This window comes from Nocardia sp. NPDC050408, assembly GCF_044458905.1.
GTDB lineage: Bacteria > Actinomycetota > Actinomycetes > Mycobacteriales > Mycobacteriaceae > Nocardia.
This window is the reverse complement of sequence record NZ_JBITIL010000005.1, coordinates 680,623-694,833: the sequence shown is the minus strand read 5'-3', so window position 1 is coordinate 694,833 and position 14,211 is coordinate 680,623. Positions and strand designations below refer to the sequence as shown.

General features: G+C 65.6%; 13 protein-coding genes and 1 tRNA gene. 7 read left to right on the top strand and 7 right to left on the bottom strand.

Features of this window, described 5'->3' with window-relative positions; translation table 11 throughout:
- Nucleotides 1-291: 291 nt before the first annotated feature.
- The 5 genes from thrB to argS form a co-directional block, all read right to left on the bottom strand.
- The gene (gene thrB / locus ACIBJI_RS19650) at nucleotides 292-1,236 is read right to left on the bottom strand and encodes a homoserine kinase (RefSeq protein WP_364355047.1); all 945 of its coding nucleotides are present in this window, start codon (nucleotides 1,234-1,236) and stop codon (nucleotides 292-294) included.
- A gap of 25 nt (nucleotides 1,237-1,261) precedes the next feature.
- The gene (gene thrC / locus ACIBJI_RS19645) at nucleotides 1,262-2,323 is read right to left on the bottom strand and encodes a threonine synthase (RefSeq protein WP_364355339.1); all 1,062 of its coding nucleotides are present in this window, start codon (nucleotides 2,321-2,323) and stop codon (nucleotides 1,262-1,264) included.
- A 71-nt stretch (nucleotides 2,324-2,394) separates the two neighbouring features.
- Entirely contained in the window at nucleotides 2,395-3,804 is a 1,410-nt protein-coding gene (locus ACIBJI_RS19640; RefSeq protein WP_364355050.1) for a homoserine dehydrogenase, read from the bottom strand.
- Complete coding sequence (gene lysA, locus ACIBJI_RS19635; protein WP_364355053.1) at nucleotides 3,801-5,219, bottom strand: diaminopimelate decarboxylase; 1,419 nt, start codon at nucleotides 5,217-5,219, stop codon at nucleotides 3,801-3,803. The genes ACIBJI_RS19640 and lysA overlap by 4 nt, the downstream gene beginning before the upstream one ends.
- A 79-nt stretch (nucleotides 5,220-5,298) precedes the next feature.
- On the bottom strand, nucleotides 5,299-6,957 hold the full coding sequence (argS, locus tag ACIBJI_RS19630) for an arginine--tRNA ligase (RefSeq protein WP_364355056.1): 1,659 nt from the start codon (nucleotides 6,955-6,957) through the stop codon (nucleotides 5,299-5,301).
- 112 nt (nucleotides 6,958-7,069) lie between these two features.
- Here argS and ACIBJI_RS19625 point away from each other — a divergent pair, with 112 nt between their 5' ends.
- From ACIBJI_RS19625 to ACIBJI_RS19615, 3 genes are all read left to right on the top strand, one after another.
- On the top strand, nucleotides 7,070-7,978 hold the full coding sequence (locus ACIBJI_RS19625; protein WP_364355059.1) for a DUF3105 domain-containing protein: 909 nt from the start codon (nucleotides 7,070-7,072) through the stop codon (nucleotides 7,976-7,978).
- Nucleotides 7,978-8,703 (top strand): DUF305 domain-containing protein, encoded by a 726-nt coding sequence (locus ACIBJI_RS19620; protein ID WP_364355062.1) that lies wholly within the window; start codon nucleotides 7,978-7,980, stop codon nucleotides 8,701-8,703. Before ACIBJI_RS19625 ends, ACIBJI_RS19620 begins: the two co-directional genes overlap by 1 nt.
- Nucleotides 8,704-8,831: 128 nt before the next feature.
- A tRNA-Arg gene (locus tag ACIBJI_RS19615) sits at nucleotides 8,832-8,904 on the top strand.
- A gap of 458 nt (nucleotides 8,905-9,362) precedes the next feature.
- Here the strand turns inward: ACIBJI_RS19615 and ACIBJI_RS19610 are convergent.
- Both ACIBJI_RS19610 and ACIBJI_RS19605 read right to left on the bottom strand, forming a co-directional pair.
- Nucleotides 9,363-9,890: a hypothetical protein gene (locus ACIBJI_RS19610; protein ID WP_364355065.1), complete on the bottom strand. Its 528-nt coding sequence runs from the start codon at nucleotides 9,888-9,890 to the stop codon at nucleotides 9,363-9,365.
- A gap of 254 nt (nucleotides 9,891-10,144) precedes the next feature.
- Entirely contained in the window at nucleotides 10,145-10,420 is a 276-nt protein-coding gene (locus ACIBJI_RS19605; protein WP_397085121.1) for a transposase, read from the bottom strand.
- 247 nt (nucleotides 10,421-10,667) lie between these two features.
- On the opposite strand from ACIBJI_RS19605, the gene ACIBJI_RS19600 reads away from it, so the two are divergent.
- The 4 genes from ACIBJI_RS19600 to ACIBJI_RS19585 all read left to right on the top strand — a co-directional run bounded on the left by ACIBJI_RS19600 (nucleotide 10,668) and on the right by ACIBJI_RS19585 (nucleotide 14,210).
- Nucleotides 10,668-10,970 carry an SDR family NAD(P)-dependent oxidoreductase gene (locus ACIBJI_RS19600; protein WP_397085119.1) on the top strand — a complete coding sequence of 101 codons (303 nt, stop codon included), beginning with the start codon at nucleotides 10,668-10,670 and terminating at the stop codon, nucleotides 10,968-10,970.
- Nucleotides 10,967-11,662 (top strand): hypothetical protein, encoded by a 696-nt coding sequence (locus ACIBJI_RS19595; RefSeq protein WP_364355071.1) that lies wholly within the window; start codon nucleotides 10,967-10,969, stop codon nucleotides 11,660-11,662. Before ACIBJI_RS19600 ends, ACIBJI_RS19595 begins: the two co-directional genes overlap by 4 nt.
- A 14-nt stretch (nucleotides 11,663-11,676) precedes the next feature.
- Nucleotides 11,677-13,077 (top strand): metallophosphoesterase, encoded by a 1,401-nt coding sequence (locus ACIBJI_RS19590; protein ID WP_397085117.1) that lies wholly within the window; start codon nucleotides 11,677-11,679, stop codon nucleotides 13,075-13,077.
- A gap of 113 nt (nucleotides 13,078-13,190) precedes the next feature.
- Nucleotides 13,191-14,210 carry an iron ABC transporter substrate-binding protein gene (locus tag ACIBJI_RS19585; protein WP_397085115.1) on the top strand — a complete coding sequence of 340 codons (1,020 nt, stop codon included), beginning with the start codon at nucleotides 13,191-13,193 and terminating at the stop codon, nucleotides 14,208-14,210.
- Nucleotide 14,211: the final 1 nt, after the last annotated feature.

The following is a 14,211-nucleotide window of genomic DNA, read 5'->3' as shown; positions in this document are numbered from 1 at the left end:
GCAGTCCGGGCGTTCTGCCGGACTCGGATGCGAGGGCCGAACACACAGCTCGGACCGGCGCTTTTGCCGTATCACCTGCCCCGCCGGACCGGCGGCTTCGCCACCAGTTCCCGAAAGGTGGGAGAGATCATTCCAGTTGCGCAGCTACGCAGCACCCCCATGGCCTGGAGGCTCGAGCCTGGAGCCTGCTGGAGCGATTGCCCTGATGAAGCACCGGCGTCTGATGCGCACGATGTACGGACGTGCTCAGGATAGCTGGCAACCCGGAACATCGGCAAGGCAGACGCGCCGTCAGTCGACCTGGACGCCTTGCGCGAGCCCCGGCTCGACCACACGGAGCCCGTCGATGGTCGCGAGTGCACGGAGTTCGGCGGGGAATTCGCTGGTACCCAAGGCCAGTACGGTCGGTCCCGCACCGGATACCGTGGCCGCGATACCGGCCGCGCGCAGCCGGGCGATCCATTCGGTGGTCAGCGGCAGCGCGGGCGCGCGCTGGGTCTGATGCAGCCGATCGGCCGTCGCGGGCAGCAGTAAGTCGGTGCGTTGGGTCAGGGCGACCACCGCGAGCGCGGCGCGGCTGACATTGAACGCGGCATCGCCATGCGCCACGACCTCGGGTAACAGGCCGCGAGTATGCGCGGTCGATGAGCGCTCTTCCGGAATCAGCACCACCGGGCGCAGCGTCGGATGCGGATCCAGACGCACCGCACGGTAGACCCGGCCGTGATCGGGCGCCGCGGCACCGTCGGTGGCGGTTTCGGTCCAGGACACCACAATTCCACCGAGCACACTGGCCGCGGCATTGTCCGGATGACCTTCGAATTCCGATGCGAGCTGGACCAATTGGTCACTGCCGATGGCCAATGCCGGATCCAATTTCGCGGCGAGACCGCAGCCCGCGGCGAGCCCGCCGACCACCGCCGAGGCCGACGAACCGAGGCCGCGCGAATGCGGAATCACGTTGCGGCACACCACATCGAGACCGTCGGCCCAGACGCCCGCCGCCTCCAGGCCACGCTCGATCGCGCGCACCACGAGATGCGAAGGGCCCCATGGCACATCGTCGGCGCCTTCACCCTCGACTCGGATGGCAAGACCGGAATCGGTAGTGCGCACCTCGATCTCGTCGTAGATGCCCAAAGCCATACCGAGCGAATCGAATCCGGGACCGAGATTGGCACTGGACGCGGGCACCCGCGCGGTCACTGACAGACCAGCGGGCAGCGTCCTTGTCATCAGTTGGCTTTCGCGCGAATTCAACTCAGGCCAGCTCGAGTTCGTGGGCGACCGCGATCGGGTCAACCTGAATCGCCTGCACCTGTGGCATTCCCGCGAGCGCGTTATCCGGATCCTTGAGACCGTTGCCGGTCACCGTGCACACCACGGTGAGCCCGGAATCCAGCCAACCCTCCTTGCGCGCGGCGAGCAGGCCGGCGATGCTGGCCGCCGACGCGGGCTCGACGAAAACACCCTCGGTCGCGGCGACCAGTCGGTACGCCTCCAGGATCTCCTCGTCGGTGGCGGCACGGAAGGCGCCACCGGACTGCTCCTTGGCCTCCATCGCGCCGTTCCAGGACGCCGGCGCCCCGATCCGGATGGCGGTGGCGATGGTCTCCGGCTCCTTGACCGGGGCACCGTTGACCAGCGGCGCGGCACCCGCGGCCTGCACACCGAGCATGCGCGGCAGGCCGGTGGTGATGCCGTCGGCGTAGTACTCGCGGTAACCGCGCCAGTAGGCGGTGATATTGCCCGCGTTGCCCACGGGAAGGGCGTGCACGTCGGGTGCCTTGCCGAGCACATCGCAGATCTCGAACGAGGCGGTCTTCTGGCCCTCGATGCGGGCCGGATTCACCGAATTCACCAGACCCACGGTCGGGAATTCCGCGGTGACCTTGCGCGCCAGCTCGAGGCAGTCGTCGAAATTGCCGTCGACCTGAATGATCTTCGCGCCGAGCATGACGGCCTGGGCCAGCTTGCCCATGGCGATCTTGCCCTGCGGAATCAGTACCGCACAGCTCATCCCGGCCCGGGTCGCATAGGCGGCGGCCGATGCCGAGGTGTTGCCGGTGGACGCGCACAACACCGCCTTCTGCCCGCGGTACTTCGCATCGGTGATGGCCATCGTCATGCCGCGATCCTTGAAGGACCCGGTCGGATTCAGACCCTCGACCTTGAGATACACATCACATCCGGTCAGCTCGGACAGATGCGGCGCGGGCACCAGCGGGGTGCCGCCCTCGTACAAGGTGACCGGCTCCCAGTCGGCGGCGCCGGCCAGGCGATCGCGATAGGCGGCGATCAAGCCGGGCCACCGCGAGTGCACTCCTGCCTGTGGCGCAACGGCTGTACTCACCAACCCCGCCGGCTCCGCCGTATGCCGTCCCCTGGTCGTACTCATTCGTTGGTGCCTTCCAATCTCAGAACGCTGGTCACGGATGTGACGGATTCCATTTCCGCCAGGGCGGCGACGGTGTCCGCGAGCGCCGACTCCGAAGCGTGGTGGGTGACCACGACCAAGCGCGCACCCTCGCCGTGCCCTTCTTGGCGGACCGTGGAGATGCTCACCTCATGGTTGGCGAATTCGCCCGCCACCTTGGCCAGCACCCCGGGTCGATCCGCGACCTGCAGGTTCACGTGGTAACGCGTGGGCGTATCGCCCATCGGCGCGATCGGTAGCTCAGCATAAACCGACTCACCCGGAGCGCGGCCACCGAAGAACTTGTTGCGCGCCGCCATCACCAGATCACCGAGTACCGCGGAGGCGGTCGGGGCACCGCCCGCGCCCTGGCCGTAGAACATCAGTCGACCGGCGTTTTCCGCCTCGACGACCACCGCGTTGAACGCGCCGGTGACCGCGGCCAAAGGGTGCTTGCGTGGAATGAGGGCCGGGTAGACGCGCACCGAGACGCGCTCCTTACCCCCCTCCGCCGGGCCCGGTTCGCCCGGACCGGCAGCGACCCGCTCGCAGATGGCGAGCAGTTTGACCGTGCAGTCCACTGCGGAGGCGGTCTCCAGATCCTCGGCGGTGATCTTGGAAATACCCTCGCGATACACATCGGCCGCGGTCACGCGGGTGTGGAAGGCCAGCGAGGCCAGGATCGCGGCCTTGGCGGCGGCGTCGTAGCCCTCGACGTCGGCGGTCGGATCGGCCTCCGCGTAGCCGAGGCGGGTGGCCTCCTGGAGGGTGATGTCGTAGTCCGCGCCGGTCTCGTCCATCGCCGAGAGGATGAAGTTGGTGGTGCCGTTGACGATGCCGACGACCTTGTTCACCCGGTCACCGGACAGCGACTGGATCAGCGGACGCACCACCGGGATCGCGCCCGCGACGGCGGCCTCGAAATACAGGTCGGCGCGGTTGCGTTCGGCGGCGGCGGCGAGTTCGCCGGTGTAGTCGGCCAGCAGGGCCTTATTGGCGGTCACCACGGATTTGCCCGCGTTGAGCGCGGCCAGGATGAGGCGGCGAGCCGGATCGATGCCACCGATGACCTCGACCACCAGATCGACATCGTCGCGGGCGACCAGCGCATCCGCGTCGGTGGTCAGCAGTTCGGCCGGGATGCCGCGGTCGGCATCCGAGTTGCGCACGGCGACACCGCGCAGCACCACCGGCGCGCCGACACGCGCGCGCAGGTCATCGACGTGGTCGCGCAGAATGCGCACCACTTCGGTGCCGACATTGCCCATCCCGAGGACCGCGACTCCGATCGGACGGTCGGTTCCCCATACGCCGAACTTCGCAGCGTCGGGCTCACCCGTCGCCCGACCGCCGCCCTCGATGGAATCGCTACGCGATACTGAGTTCATTGCACCTCCAGGCTGAGCAGATCCGTCACCGTTTCCCGGCGCAGAATGAGTCGCGGCACGCCGCCGCGCACCGCGACAACCGCCGGACGAGTCAGCTGGTTGTACCGGCTGGACATCGAGTAGCAGTAGGCGCCGGTCGCGGCGACGGCGACCAGATCGCCGGGGCCGACATCGGCGGGCATCCAGGTATCGCGGATGACGATATCCCCACTCTCACAATGCTTTCCGACGACCCGAGCGACCACGGGCGCGGCGTCGGAGGAGCGCGAAACCAAGCGGCAGTCATAGTCGGCCTGGTACAGCGCGGGACGGATGTTGTCGCTCATGCCGCCGTCGACGCTGACATAACGCCTGCGCAGTCCGCCGTCGAGCGAGACATCCTTGATGGTGCCGACCTCATAGAGGGTGACGGTGCCCGGTCCCGCTATGGCGCGGCCGGGTTCGACGGCGATCTTCGGCTCGGGCAGTCCGGCGCGGCTCGCCTCGGTGGCGACCAGCTTGCGCAGGCTGGCCGCGAAGTCGTCCAGCGGCGGCGGATCGTCATTGGGCAGATACGAAATACCAAGTCCGCCACCGAGATCCAGCGTGGCGATCTGCGCGGTGCGCTCGATGCCGAACTTGTCGATGGCCTCGCGCAGCAGGCCGAGCATGCGACGTGCGGCGATCTCGAAACCGTCGATTTCGAAAATCTGCGAACCGATATGACTGTGCAGACCGACGAGTCGGAGATTATCGGCCTCGAAGACCCGAGCCAGCGCCTCCATCGCATCACCGCCAGCGATCGAGAAACCGAACTTCTGATCCTCGTGCGCGGTCGAAATGTATTCGTGGGTATGGGCTTCCACACCCACGGTGACGCGGACGAGCACATCCTGAACGACTCCGGCGCGGCCCGCGATGGCCTCGAGGCGCTCGATCTCGATCAGCGAATCGACCACCACATGACCGACGCCCGCCTCGACCGCAGCAGCCAACTCGGCGACCGATTTGTTGTTGCCGTGCAATGCGATTCGGTTCGCCGGGAACCCCGCGTGCAGTGCGACGGCAAGTTCGCCGCCGGAGCAGACATCGAGGGAAAGACCCTCGTCGCGGATCCAACGGGCGATCTCACCGCACAGGAATGCCTTGGAGGCATAGTGAACTCGGGCGTCCGGGCCGAAGGCGGCAACCATATCGCGGCAACGGGAACGGAAGTCGTCCTCGTCGACCACGAACAGTGGGGTGCTGAACTGCTCGGCCAGCTCGTGCACCGGCACACCGGCGAGGTGCACGACACCTTCCGCATCGCGAGAAGCGTTGCGCGGCCAGACATTCGCGGGCAGATCGATCATCTGCTCGGGACCGCTCGGGCGCTCCGCGAGGCTGGGTGCGTGCGGGATCTCTGCATGCCGAGGACCGGCAGGGTGAGCACTCACGACTCCACCTCGCTGACGCTCGGCTCCGCCGTGACCGCCCGAGGCGCTATGTCCATGGTTCGCTCGCTGCGCTCGCTCATTACATTCGCTCCGGTGCACTCACGCCGAGCAGCCCGAGGCCGTTGCTCAGCACCTGACGGGTGGCATTGGCCAGGGCCAGCCTGGCGGCATTGGTCGGCGTGACGGGTTCGTCGCCGAGGGGCAGTACCCGCAGGTTCTTATTGGTCTGGAACCGGTGGTAGGCACCGGCCAGCTCCTCCAGATACCGTGCGACGCGGTGCGGTTCGCGCAGGCTCGCGGCACTGGCGACGGCGCGCGGGTATTCGCCGATGGTGCGGATGAGTTCACCCTCTTCATCGGCAGTGAGCAGACCGAAATCCGGTGTCACCGTGTCGTATTCGAATTCGGCGGCATTGCGCGCGATGGACGCGGTCCTGGCATGTGCGTATTGCACATAGTAGACCGGGTTTTCATTGCTCTGGCTGGTCCACAGGTTCAGATCGATATCGATGCTCGAGTTCACCGAGCTGCGCACCAGCGAGTAACGGGAGGCATCGACACCGATCGCCTCGACCAGATCGTCGAGGGTCACCACGGTGCCCGCCCGCTTCGACATCCGTACGGCCACACCGTCCTTGACGAGATTCACCATCTGTCCGATGAGTACCTCGACGGTGGCCGGATCGTCACCGAAGGCGGCCGCGGCGGCCTTCAACCGGCCGATATAGCCGTGATGGTCCGCGCCGAGCATGTAGATGCACAGATCGAAGCCGCGCGAGCGCTTGTTCTGGAAATAGGCGATATCACCGGCGATATAGGCGGCATTGCCGTCGCTCTTGAGAACGACGCGGTCCTGATCGTCGCCGTATTCGGAGCTGGCAATCCACCAGGCCCCGTCCTTTTCGTAGAGGTCACCGGAATCCTTGAGTTTGGTGACCGCCGCTTCGACCGCACCGGATTCGAAGAGCGAACTCTCGTTGAAATACACATCGAAATCGGTGCCGAATTCGTGCAGCGATTCCCTGATATGGGCGAACATCAATTCGACGCCCGCGGCACGGAAAAGTTCGAGTTGCTCCTTTTCCGGCAGGGTCGGTGCCTCGGGGCGCGCGGCCACGATCTTGGCGGCGATCTCGCCGATGTATTCGCCCGCGTAGCCGTTTTCCGGGGTCGGCGCGCCGGTAGCGGCTGCGGCCAGAGATTTGGCGAAGCGGTCGATCTGCGCGCCGTGGTCGTTGAAGTAGTACTCGCGGGTCACGTCGGCGCCCTGCGCGGCCAGAATGCGGCCGAGCGCATCACCGACGGAGGCCCAGCGGGTACCGCCGAGATGTACCGGACCAGTCGGATTGGCCGACACGAACTCCAGATTGATCCGGGTGCCCTTCAGGGTGTCCGAGGTGCCGTAGGCCGCGCCTGCGGTCAATACCTGTTGCAGGATCGCGCCCTGTGCGGAGGCGGCGAGCCGGATATTGAGGAAACCGGGACCGGCGACCTCGGCGGTGTCGATGGCGTCCGTGGTGGCCAGCGCCTCGGCCAACCAGGTCGCCAACGCGCGCGGATTCGTTCCGGCCTTCTTACCTACCTGCATGGCCACATTCGTGGCATAGTCGCCATGTTCCGGATTACGGGGGCGCTCCACGTTGACCTCGTCGGGCAGGACCGTTGGGTCCAGTCCACGTTCGACAAGCACCTTCGCCGCGGTCGCGCGAAGGAGATCTGCAAGGTCAGCTGGAGTCACGAGTCTCTATCCTATGGTCTGGGCAGGTGTACGCCTCGAGTGGGCACCTCGGCGGAGCCCTCCGCAACCACCCAGCACCGTGGATCAATACGTGGAAAGAGCACAGCGAGCTATGCCGAGCAGCACGAGCGCCAAATCGGCCAAGGCCGTCCGGGCCGCAGGGAAGGTCGCACCGTCGCGGAAAAAAGGCGGCGGCAAGGTTCCGATGGGCAAGGGCCCGTTGAAAAAGCGCCAGATCCCCTGGTTGGTCATCGGAGCCGCCGTGGTGATCATCGCGTTGATCGGTGCGCTCGCGTTCAGCCTGGTGCCGAAGTATCGGGACAAGGCCGAACTCGAGAAATTCACGCCGAGTGCGCAGAAGAAGGATCCGTCGGATCAGATCGCCGGGGTGACCAAGAAGGACTACCCGGCGGGACTGCACGTCGCGGGTACGCAGCGCGTCGCGTACGACCAGACCCCGCCGTTCGGCGGTCCGCACGATCAGGTCTGGGCGAACTGCATGGGCGTGGTCTATAGCAAGCCGGTCCGAGTCGAGAACGCGGTGCACTCGCTCGAGCACGGTGCGGTCTGGATCGCCTACAACCCCGACAAGGTCGACGCGGCGGGCATCGACACGCTGAAGCAGAAGGTCGAAGGCAAGCCGTTCACGTTGATGTCGCCGTTCCCCGGACTGGCCTCGGCGATATCGCTGCAGTCCTGGGGACATCAGCTGAAGCTGGACAGCGCCGACGACAAGCGGGTCAACCAGTTCATCACCGCCTTGCGCGCGAACCAATACGCCTACCCCGAGGTGGGCGCGAGCTGCTCGAACCCCGCGTTCGACGCGAACAACCCGACGCCGTACGACCCGACGCCGCCCGGACCGGATGCGGTGCCGATGGACGGTAAGGGCCTGTCCCAGGACCAGACCGAACTCGGCGGTGCCGCGGGTGGTCTGCCCGGTATGCCGAGCATTCCGGGAGTACCGAATATCCCCGGCGTGCCCAACGGAATTCCGACCCAGCCGACGGAAGGTCAGTAATGCCCGTGGATACCGAAATCGAGCCGGACGTGGCCGACGATTCCACGGGTTTGGGTGCGCAGGCGCGGCGGCAGCGCACTCCGCTACTGGTGCTCGGTGCGATCGGCATCCTGCTGATCGGCTTCGCGGTCGGCGTACTGGCCCGGCTACCGCTGGACAGTAATAGCGAACCCGATCCCGGCGCGGTCGATATCGGATTCAGCCAGGACATGTCGGCACACCACGCGCAGGCCGTCGAAATGGCGGGTATCGCGCTCATCGCTTCTACCGACAACGATGTGCGCAGGCTGGCCTACGACATTCTGACCACCCAGCAGGAACAGATCGGCCGAATGCAGGGCTGGCTGCAGATGTGGGGTAAACCGAACCAGAATGTGGACGGCTATATGGGCTGGATGACCGAACAGTCAGGCCATTCGCATTCCGGCGCTACCGCCGACCACGCAATGTCCGGCCCATCGGCTTCCATGCCGGGCATGGCGACTACCGCGGAGGTAACCGCGCTGCGCCAGGCCACCGGTACCACGCTGGACACGATGTTCCTGCAACTGATGCTGCGCCACCATCAGGGCGGACTCTCGATGACCCAATACGCCGCCCAGCACGCCGAAACCACCGCGGTGCGCACACTCGCGTCCGCCATGGCGACCACCCAGCAGGGCGAAGCACAACTCATCACCACCATGCTGACCGCCCGCAACGCGAAACCACTGCCGCAGAACTGATCCATCGTGTCGGGCCGCGGAACCGAAACTCCCCGGTCCGACATATTTTTTGGCGGACGCCCCGCAATGCGATACGCTTGGCCCCGCCCGAACGGCCGCCTCCACCGGCACTGTTCGAAACCTATCCCGCCCTCGTAGCTCAGGGGATAGAGCGTCTGCCTCCGGAGCAGAAGGCCGCAGGTTCGAATCCTGCCGAGGGCACCGACATTCGACTGCGTTTCCGCAGGCCAGGATGGTTTTAAGCGTCGCAGGTTCGATTCCTCGAGGGCACCATTTCACCGTTCAGCTGCGATTTCGCCCATGCGCGCACGTCAAGCGGATATCCGGTATCCGCGACAACGGGATTCGGGAACACCAGGAACCAAGACCACGAATCGTAGTCACGGGGGTCGAGTTCCAGCGGTGCGGGCCAGCGTCGCCATGATATCGGCGATTCGCTCGCCGCCGCAGGTCGTTCCCGATCCCATGTTCGACACGCCCGCCGAGGGCCCGTAGAACATGGAACGCCGGCAGCGATCCCACGTTCACGGCGTTGCTGTTGTGTGCGAATGATCGCAGCACGGGCGGTGCGCTGCGCGGCGGCCAGAGTCAGCAGCCAGTGGTGTGCGTATTGTGCAGCGAAACGCCAGGCTCCCAACGGTATTCAAATGCGATAGATTTCATGCTGTATCGGTGTCACGGCGCCATTGCGCGACGGCCGCGACGGCTGAAACGACCGAGATTGCCCCGGCGAGAAGCGCCTGTGTTGTGAAGTTCGCTGTGCTGTAGGAAACTGCGCGGAGCCCGGGAACTGGGTACGCGCCGTTACCCGCGGCCGCGCGGATGATCAAGCCGATCTGGGTGCCAGGATCGCGCGGCGGCCCCGCACCGGCCATGGAGCGCAGCGCTGGCCCTTGCCCGTGGAGATAGATCAGGCAGACCAGGACGAATGCTGCGGTCGCGACCGATGCGGCGACCGCGAGATATCCCAGCGCGCGGTTGCGGCGGCGGAAGTTGATTGCGATGGCAGACACGGTCACGACGGCTGCGGCGCTAGCCAGCAGGCCCCACAATCCACTGACCGACACGATGGAAGGGGGCGTCGACGACCAGAGCCCCGCCATCGAGCTAGTTGCCGAAATCCGACCGAAAGCATTGGTGCGGGTCGTACCGTCTGGGCCGTTTGCCACCAGCCACGGATCGAACAAAAGCGCCAGTGTGGCCGTACTGCCTATCGCAGCGCACAAATAGCCCGCGTTGTCGCGGCCCGAAGCTACCGAGACGCGAATACCGCGGCGGATTCGCTTGCCTGCCGCTTCCCCCCGACCGGACACGCGACCAGGCAACCGGTCCGGTATCTTCCGCGCGCTCCACGGGGTCGTCTGCACCATGCCACGGACATTAGAGCGCCTGGACCGATTCACCGCGCGGCGACAGGTTGGTTAACAACACCTCTTCGTCGTCACACCAGGCATATGCCGCGAAGTGTGGGATTTCGATCTGGCCAGAGCAAATGCCCCAGTGAAGAGGTCGACCCCTTCGTCGGACATTGACGCTGTCGAGCAACGTCGAGTTCCTCAACTTCTACCCCTTCAACGACATCGAGACCATCTCCCCATGCCCGATGCTGCGCCTCGATCGCCCGTTGATCGTTGGCGAGTTTGCCCGACCAGCACACCTTGCCGGACTCATCCATCACGCACACGTGATGAGTGGCCTTGCAGACATCGATACCCACCCAAATCCGTTGGCGCAGCGCCACTCCCACACTCCCGTTCCCGCGACCGTAGCCCGTGGACAACCCCGCCATCAGGTCCCTAACCAGCGACGAACCGCATCAGATCTCAATCAGTGGCCGGAGCGTCCAGCACGGTGGGGCGGCCATTCCTTCGGAGCCACAACAGCTGCAAGCAAACATCAGCCACACCCCACCGCCCTGGGCATCCAGGGCACCAACCCCAGACACCTACAAACTTAGGACCACGATGACAACGATCGCGATCGTCGGCGCAGGCTCGGGACTCGGCATGGCCACCGGCCGCCGATTCGGACGCGAAGGATTCTCCGTCGCGTTGATCGCCCGCTCCCAGGACAAGCTCGACCGCCTCGCCGCCGAACTGGCCGACGACCGCATCCCGGCAGTTGGTTACGCGGCAGATGTCCAGAACCGGACCGCTCCCGCCACCTCCGTCGATCGGTGTTGGGCTGTCGCGATCGGTGTCCGGTCGGGTGGGCCGAGTTGCCGTAATCTCACACACAGATGGGGTGAGTGGGAGGACGGGACATGACATATCCGCCGGGTGGGCAACCGCCGTTCGGGGAGCAGCGGGGGCAGCCGCAGCAGCCGTATGGCTATCCGCAGCAGGGTGGGCCGGGGTATCCGCAGCAAGGGGGTTATCCGCCGGGTGGTCAGGGGTATGGACCGCAGCACGGGGGTTATCCGCAGCCGGGTGGTCAAGGGTATGGACCGCAGCAGGGGTATCCGCCGCCTGGTGGTTATCAACAGCCGGGGTATCCGCCGCCGAAGAAGCGCAGGACCGGGCTGATCATCGGCCTGTTGGTGCTGGTACTCGTCATTGCGGGTGCGGTCGCCGCAGGCGTGGTGCTGACCGTGCAGGGTAAGACGCCGCTGGCTTCGGACGATAAGAAGATCCAGGTGGCCATCCACGACTTTTACGACACGCTCGAGTCGCACGGTTTCGCCGCCGCGGCGGACAAGGCATGCGCGGCCGACCGTGCCGAATTCGATACGCTGACCGATGAGCAGAAGAAGGAATTCGATACTGCCAAAATCGAGGTCAACATCGACAAGATCGATGACATCGTCGTCACCGGTGACCGTGCGACGGCCCGGATCACCGGCAAACTCACGCTGACCGTCCCGGGAGAGACCCCGGATACCGATACGGGCACCACCGAGCACCTGCGCAAGGAAGACGGAAAGTGGAAGGTCTGCTCGGCGGAGTCGGGTAAGAACTGACGTAACCTCGTCGGATGAGCTGCTGCGGACCGTCGCGTCGGACCTTCCTCAGCGCCATCGGGTTGGCCGCGCTCGCGAGTCTCGCGGATCCGGGTTCGGTTCGCGCCCAAGCGGATCCGCTCTTCGCGACCGATCTGGAGGTCGTCACGGTCACCGATCGTTCGGTGATTCTCACCTGGACGACGGTGACCCCGGATCCGAGCGGTCGATTGCTGCCGGTCGACACGGACGCCGAAGTGCGGCTCGGTCCGGCCGATTCAGCGCTGGCCATTGTCCATGCCGATGACGAGCGCACCCCGTTCCACTATGCGGAGATCGATGGTCTCGAACCGGGCTGTGCCTACCGATTCGAGGCATGGTCGAACGGTGCCCGAGCCGTGCCCGCACTATCACTGACCACCCGATCCCCCGGAAGTCCGGAATCCACCGGCGAATTCACCACCCTGACACCGCCGCCCGGCCGCCCGTTTCGCACCCTCGCCCTCGCCAATGACGTGCACTACGGCGAAGAGGTCAGCGGCCTCGTCGTCGCCAACATGCCGCCGGGTTTCCGGCAGGAGCCGGGTCTGCCGTCCTATCCGGAGGTGATGCTGGCGGCCCTGCTCGATGATCTGCGCCGCCCCGACCGCGAGGCCGACATCCTGCTCATCGCGGGTGATCTGACCGCCGAGGCGAAGCCGGAGCAGACGCGCTCGGTTCGCAGACGCCTGGACTCCTGGGGCGCGCAGGGCAGCGACTACCTCGCTGTGCGCGGCAACCACGACCGTCCGCATGTCGGCTCGGAATACCAGGGCTGCATTCCGGCACCCGCGGATCATTACGATTGCTGGGCCGAGGAATTCGATCCGCGCCAGCAGTTGATCGAGCACGAGTTGGGCGGCCTGCGGCTGCTCGGCCTGGATACCAGTGAACTCGACGGTTCGGGCGGCAGCATCGAACGCCCGCAATTCGACCGGCTCGGTGAACTGCTTCGCGAAGATCCGGATCGTCCGACGCTGGTCTTCGGACATCACCCGGTGACGGTCGAAGCCGGACTGACCAATACCGCTGGACCAGGTTTCGTCCTCAATCGCCCCGACAGCATCGAACTCCAGACGCTCTACGAGCGCGCACCCGGGGTATTCCTGCAGCACAGCGGCCATACCCACCGCAACCGCCGCACCCGTCCCGACACCGGTGCCGCGGTGGAATTCCTGGAAGTTGCGGCGGTCAAGGAGTATCCGGGCGGCTACAGCCTGCTGCGCCTATACGAGGGCGGGTACATGATCAACTTCTACAAGACCCGCACCGCGGCCGCGCGTCGCTGGAGTGCGACCACCCGAGGCGAATACTTCGGCCTGCTGCCGGATTACACGCTCGGCACCTGCACCGACCGCAATCACGTTGTGCTGCGGGACTTCTCGGGCCTGTCCTGACCGGCCCGCCGTCGCAGCCGTACCGATACCATCGCCGCAGTTCGGACGCGGTATCTTGCTTAGGTAAGCCTCATCATATGAAGTGGAACCTTGCACGTCGGAAGGACTCGAACATGTCGATCAGATGGAAAGCGATTTCCGCAGCGCTGGCCGTCGCTGTCGCGGCGCTCGGCGTGACCGCCTGTTCCAATTCCTCGGACGACAAGAACGAGATCACCGTCTACAACGCCCAGCACGAATCCCTGACCAAGGAATGGGTGGACGCGTTCACCAAAGAGACCGGCGTCAAGGTCACCCTGCGCCAGGGCGGTGACACCGCTCTGGGCAATCAGCTGGTCGCCGAGGGCGCGGCCTCCCCCGCGGATGTCTTCCTCACCGAGAACTCCCCCGCCATGGCGCTTGTCGAGAACGCCGGACTCTTCGCCGATGTCGATAAGGCGACGCTGGACCAGGTACCCGCGCAATTCCGTCCCTCCACCGGCAAGTGGACCGGAATCGCCGCCCGCTCAACGGTTTTCGTCTACAACAAGGACAAGATCGCGGCCGATCAGCTGCCCGCATCACTGCTCGATCTGGCGCAGCCGCAGTGGAAGGGACGCTGGGGCGCGGGCGTTTCCGGGGCGGACTTCCAGGCCATCGTGGCGGCCCTGCTGACGCTCGAGGGCGAGGACGCCACGAAGGCGTGGCTCAAGGGCATGAAGGACAACGCCACCGCATTCCCGAACAATGTCGCCACCATGAAGGCGGTCGACTCCGGTCAGCCCGACGGCGGGGTGATCTACCACTACTACTGGTACCGCGATCAGGCCAATACCAAGGAGAGCAGCAGCCACACCGGGCTGCACTACTTCAAGAAGCAGGATCCGGGCGCTTTCGTCTCGGTGTCCGGTGGCGGTGTGCTGAAGTCGAGCAAGAAGCAGGAGTCGGCGCAGAAGTTCCTGGCGTTCATCACCTCCAAGGCCGGGCAGGAGATCCTGCGCGACGGCACCTCGTTGGAGTACCCGGTCGCCAGTGATGTCGCGGCCAATCCGGCGCTGCCGTCGCTGGCCTCACTGCAGGCGCCGGCCGTCGACCCGAGCAAGCTCGATGCCAAGAAGGTGACGGCGCTGATGACCGAGGCGGGTCTGCTCTAGT

Coding starts and splice junctions, on each gene's coding strand:
- thrB (WP_364355047.1), bottom strand. CDS start 1,236: ATGACAAGGACGCTGCCCGCTGGTCTGTCAGTGACCGCGCGGGTGCCC.
- ACIBJI_RS19640 (WP_364355050.1), bottom strand. CDS start 3,804: ATGAACTCAGTATCGCGTAGCGATTCCATCGAGGGCGGCGGTCGGGCG.
- ACIBJI_RS19625 (WP_364355059.1), top strand. CDS start 7,070: ATGCCGAGCAGCACGAGCGCCAAATCGGCCAAGGCCGTCCGGGCCGCA.
- ACIBJI_RS19620 (WP_364355062.1), top strand. CDS start 7,978: ATGCCCGTGGATACCGAAATCGAGCCGGACGTGGCCGACGATTCCACG.
- ACIBJI_RS19600 (WP_397085119.1), top strand. CDS start 10,668: ATGACAACGATCGCGATCGTCGGCGCAGGCTCGGGACTCGGCATGGCC.
- ACIBJI_RS19595 (WP_364355071.1), top strand. CDS start 10,967: ATGACATATCCGCCGGGTGGGCAACCGCCGTTCGGGGAGCAGCGGGGG.
- ACIBJI_RS19590 (WP_397085117.1), top strand. CDS start 11,677: ATGAGCTGCTGCGGACCGTCGCGTCGGACCTTCCTCAGCGCCATCGGG.
- ACIBJI_RS19585 (WP_397085115.1), top strand. CDS start 13,191: ATGTCGATCAGATGGAAAGCGATTTCCGCAGCGCTGGCCGTCGCTGTC.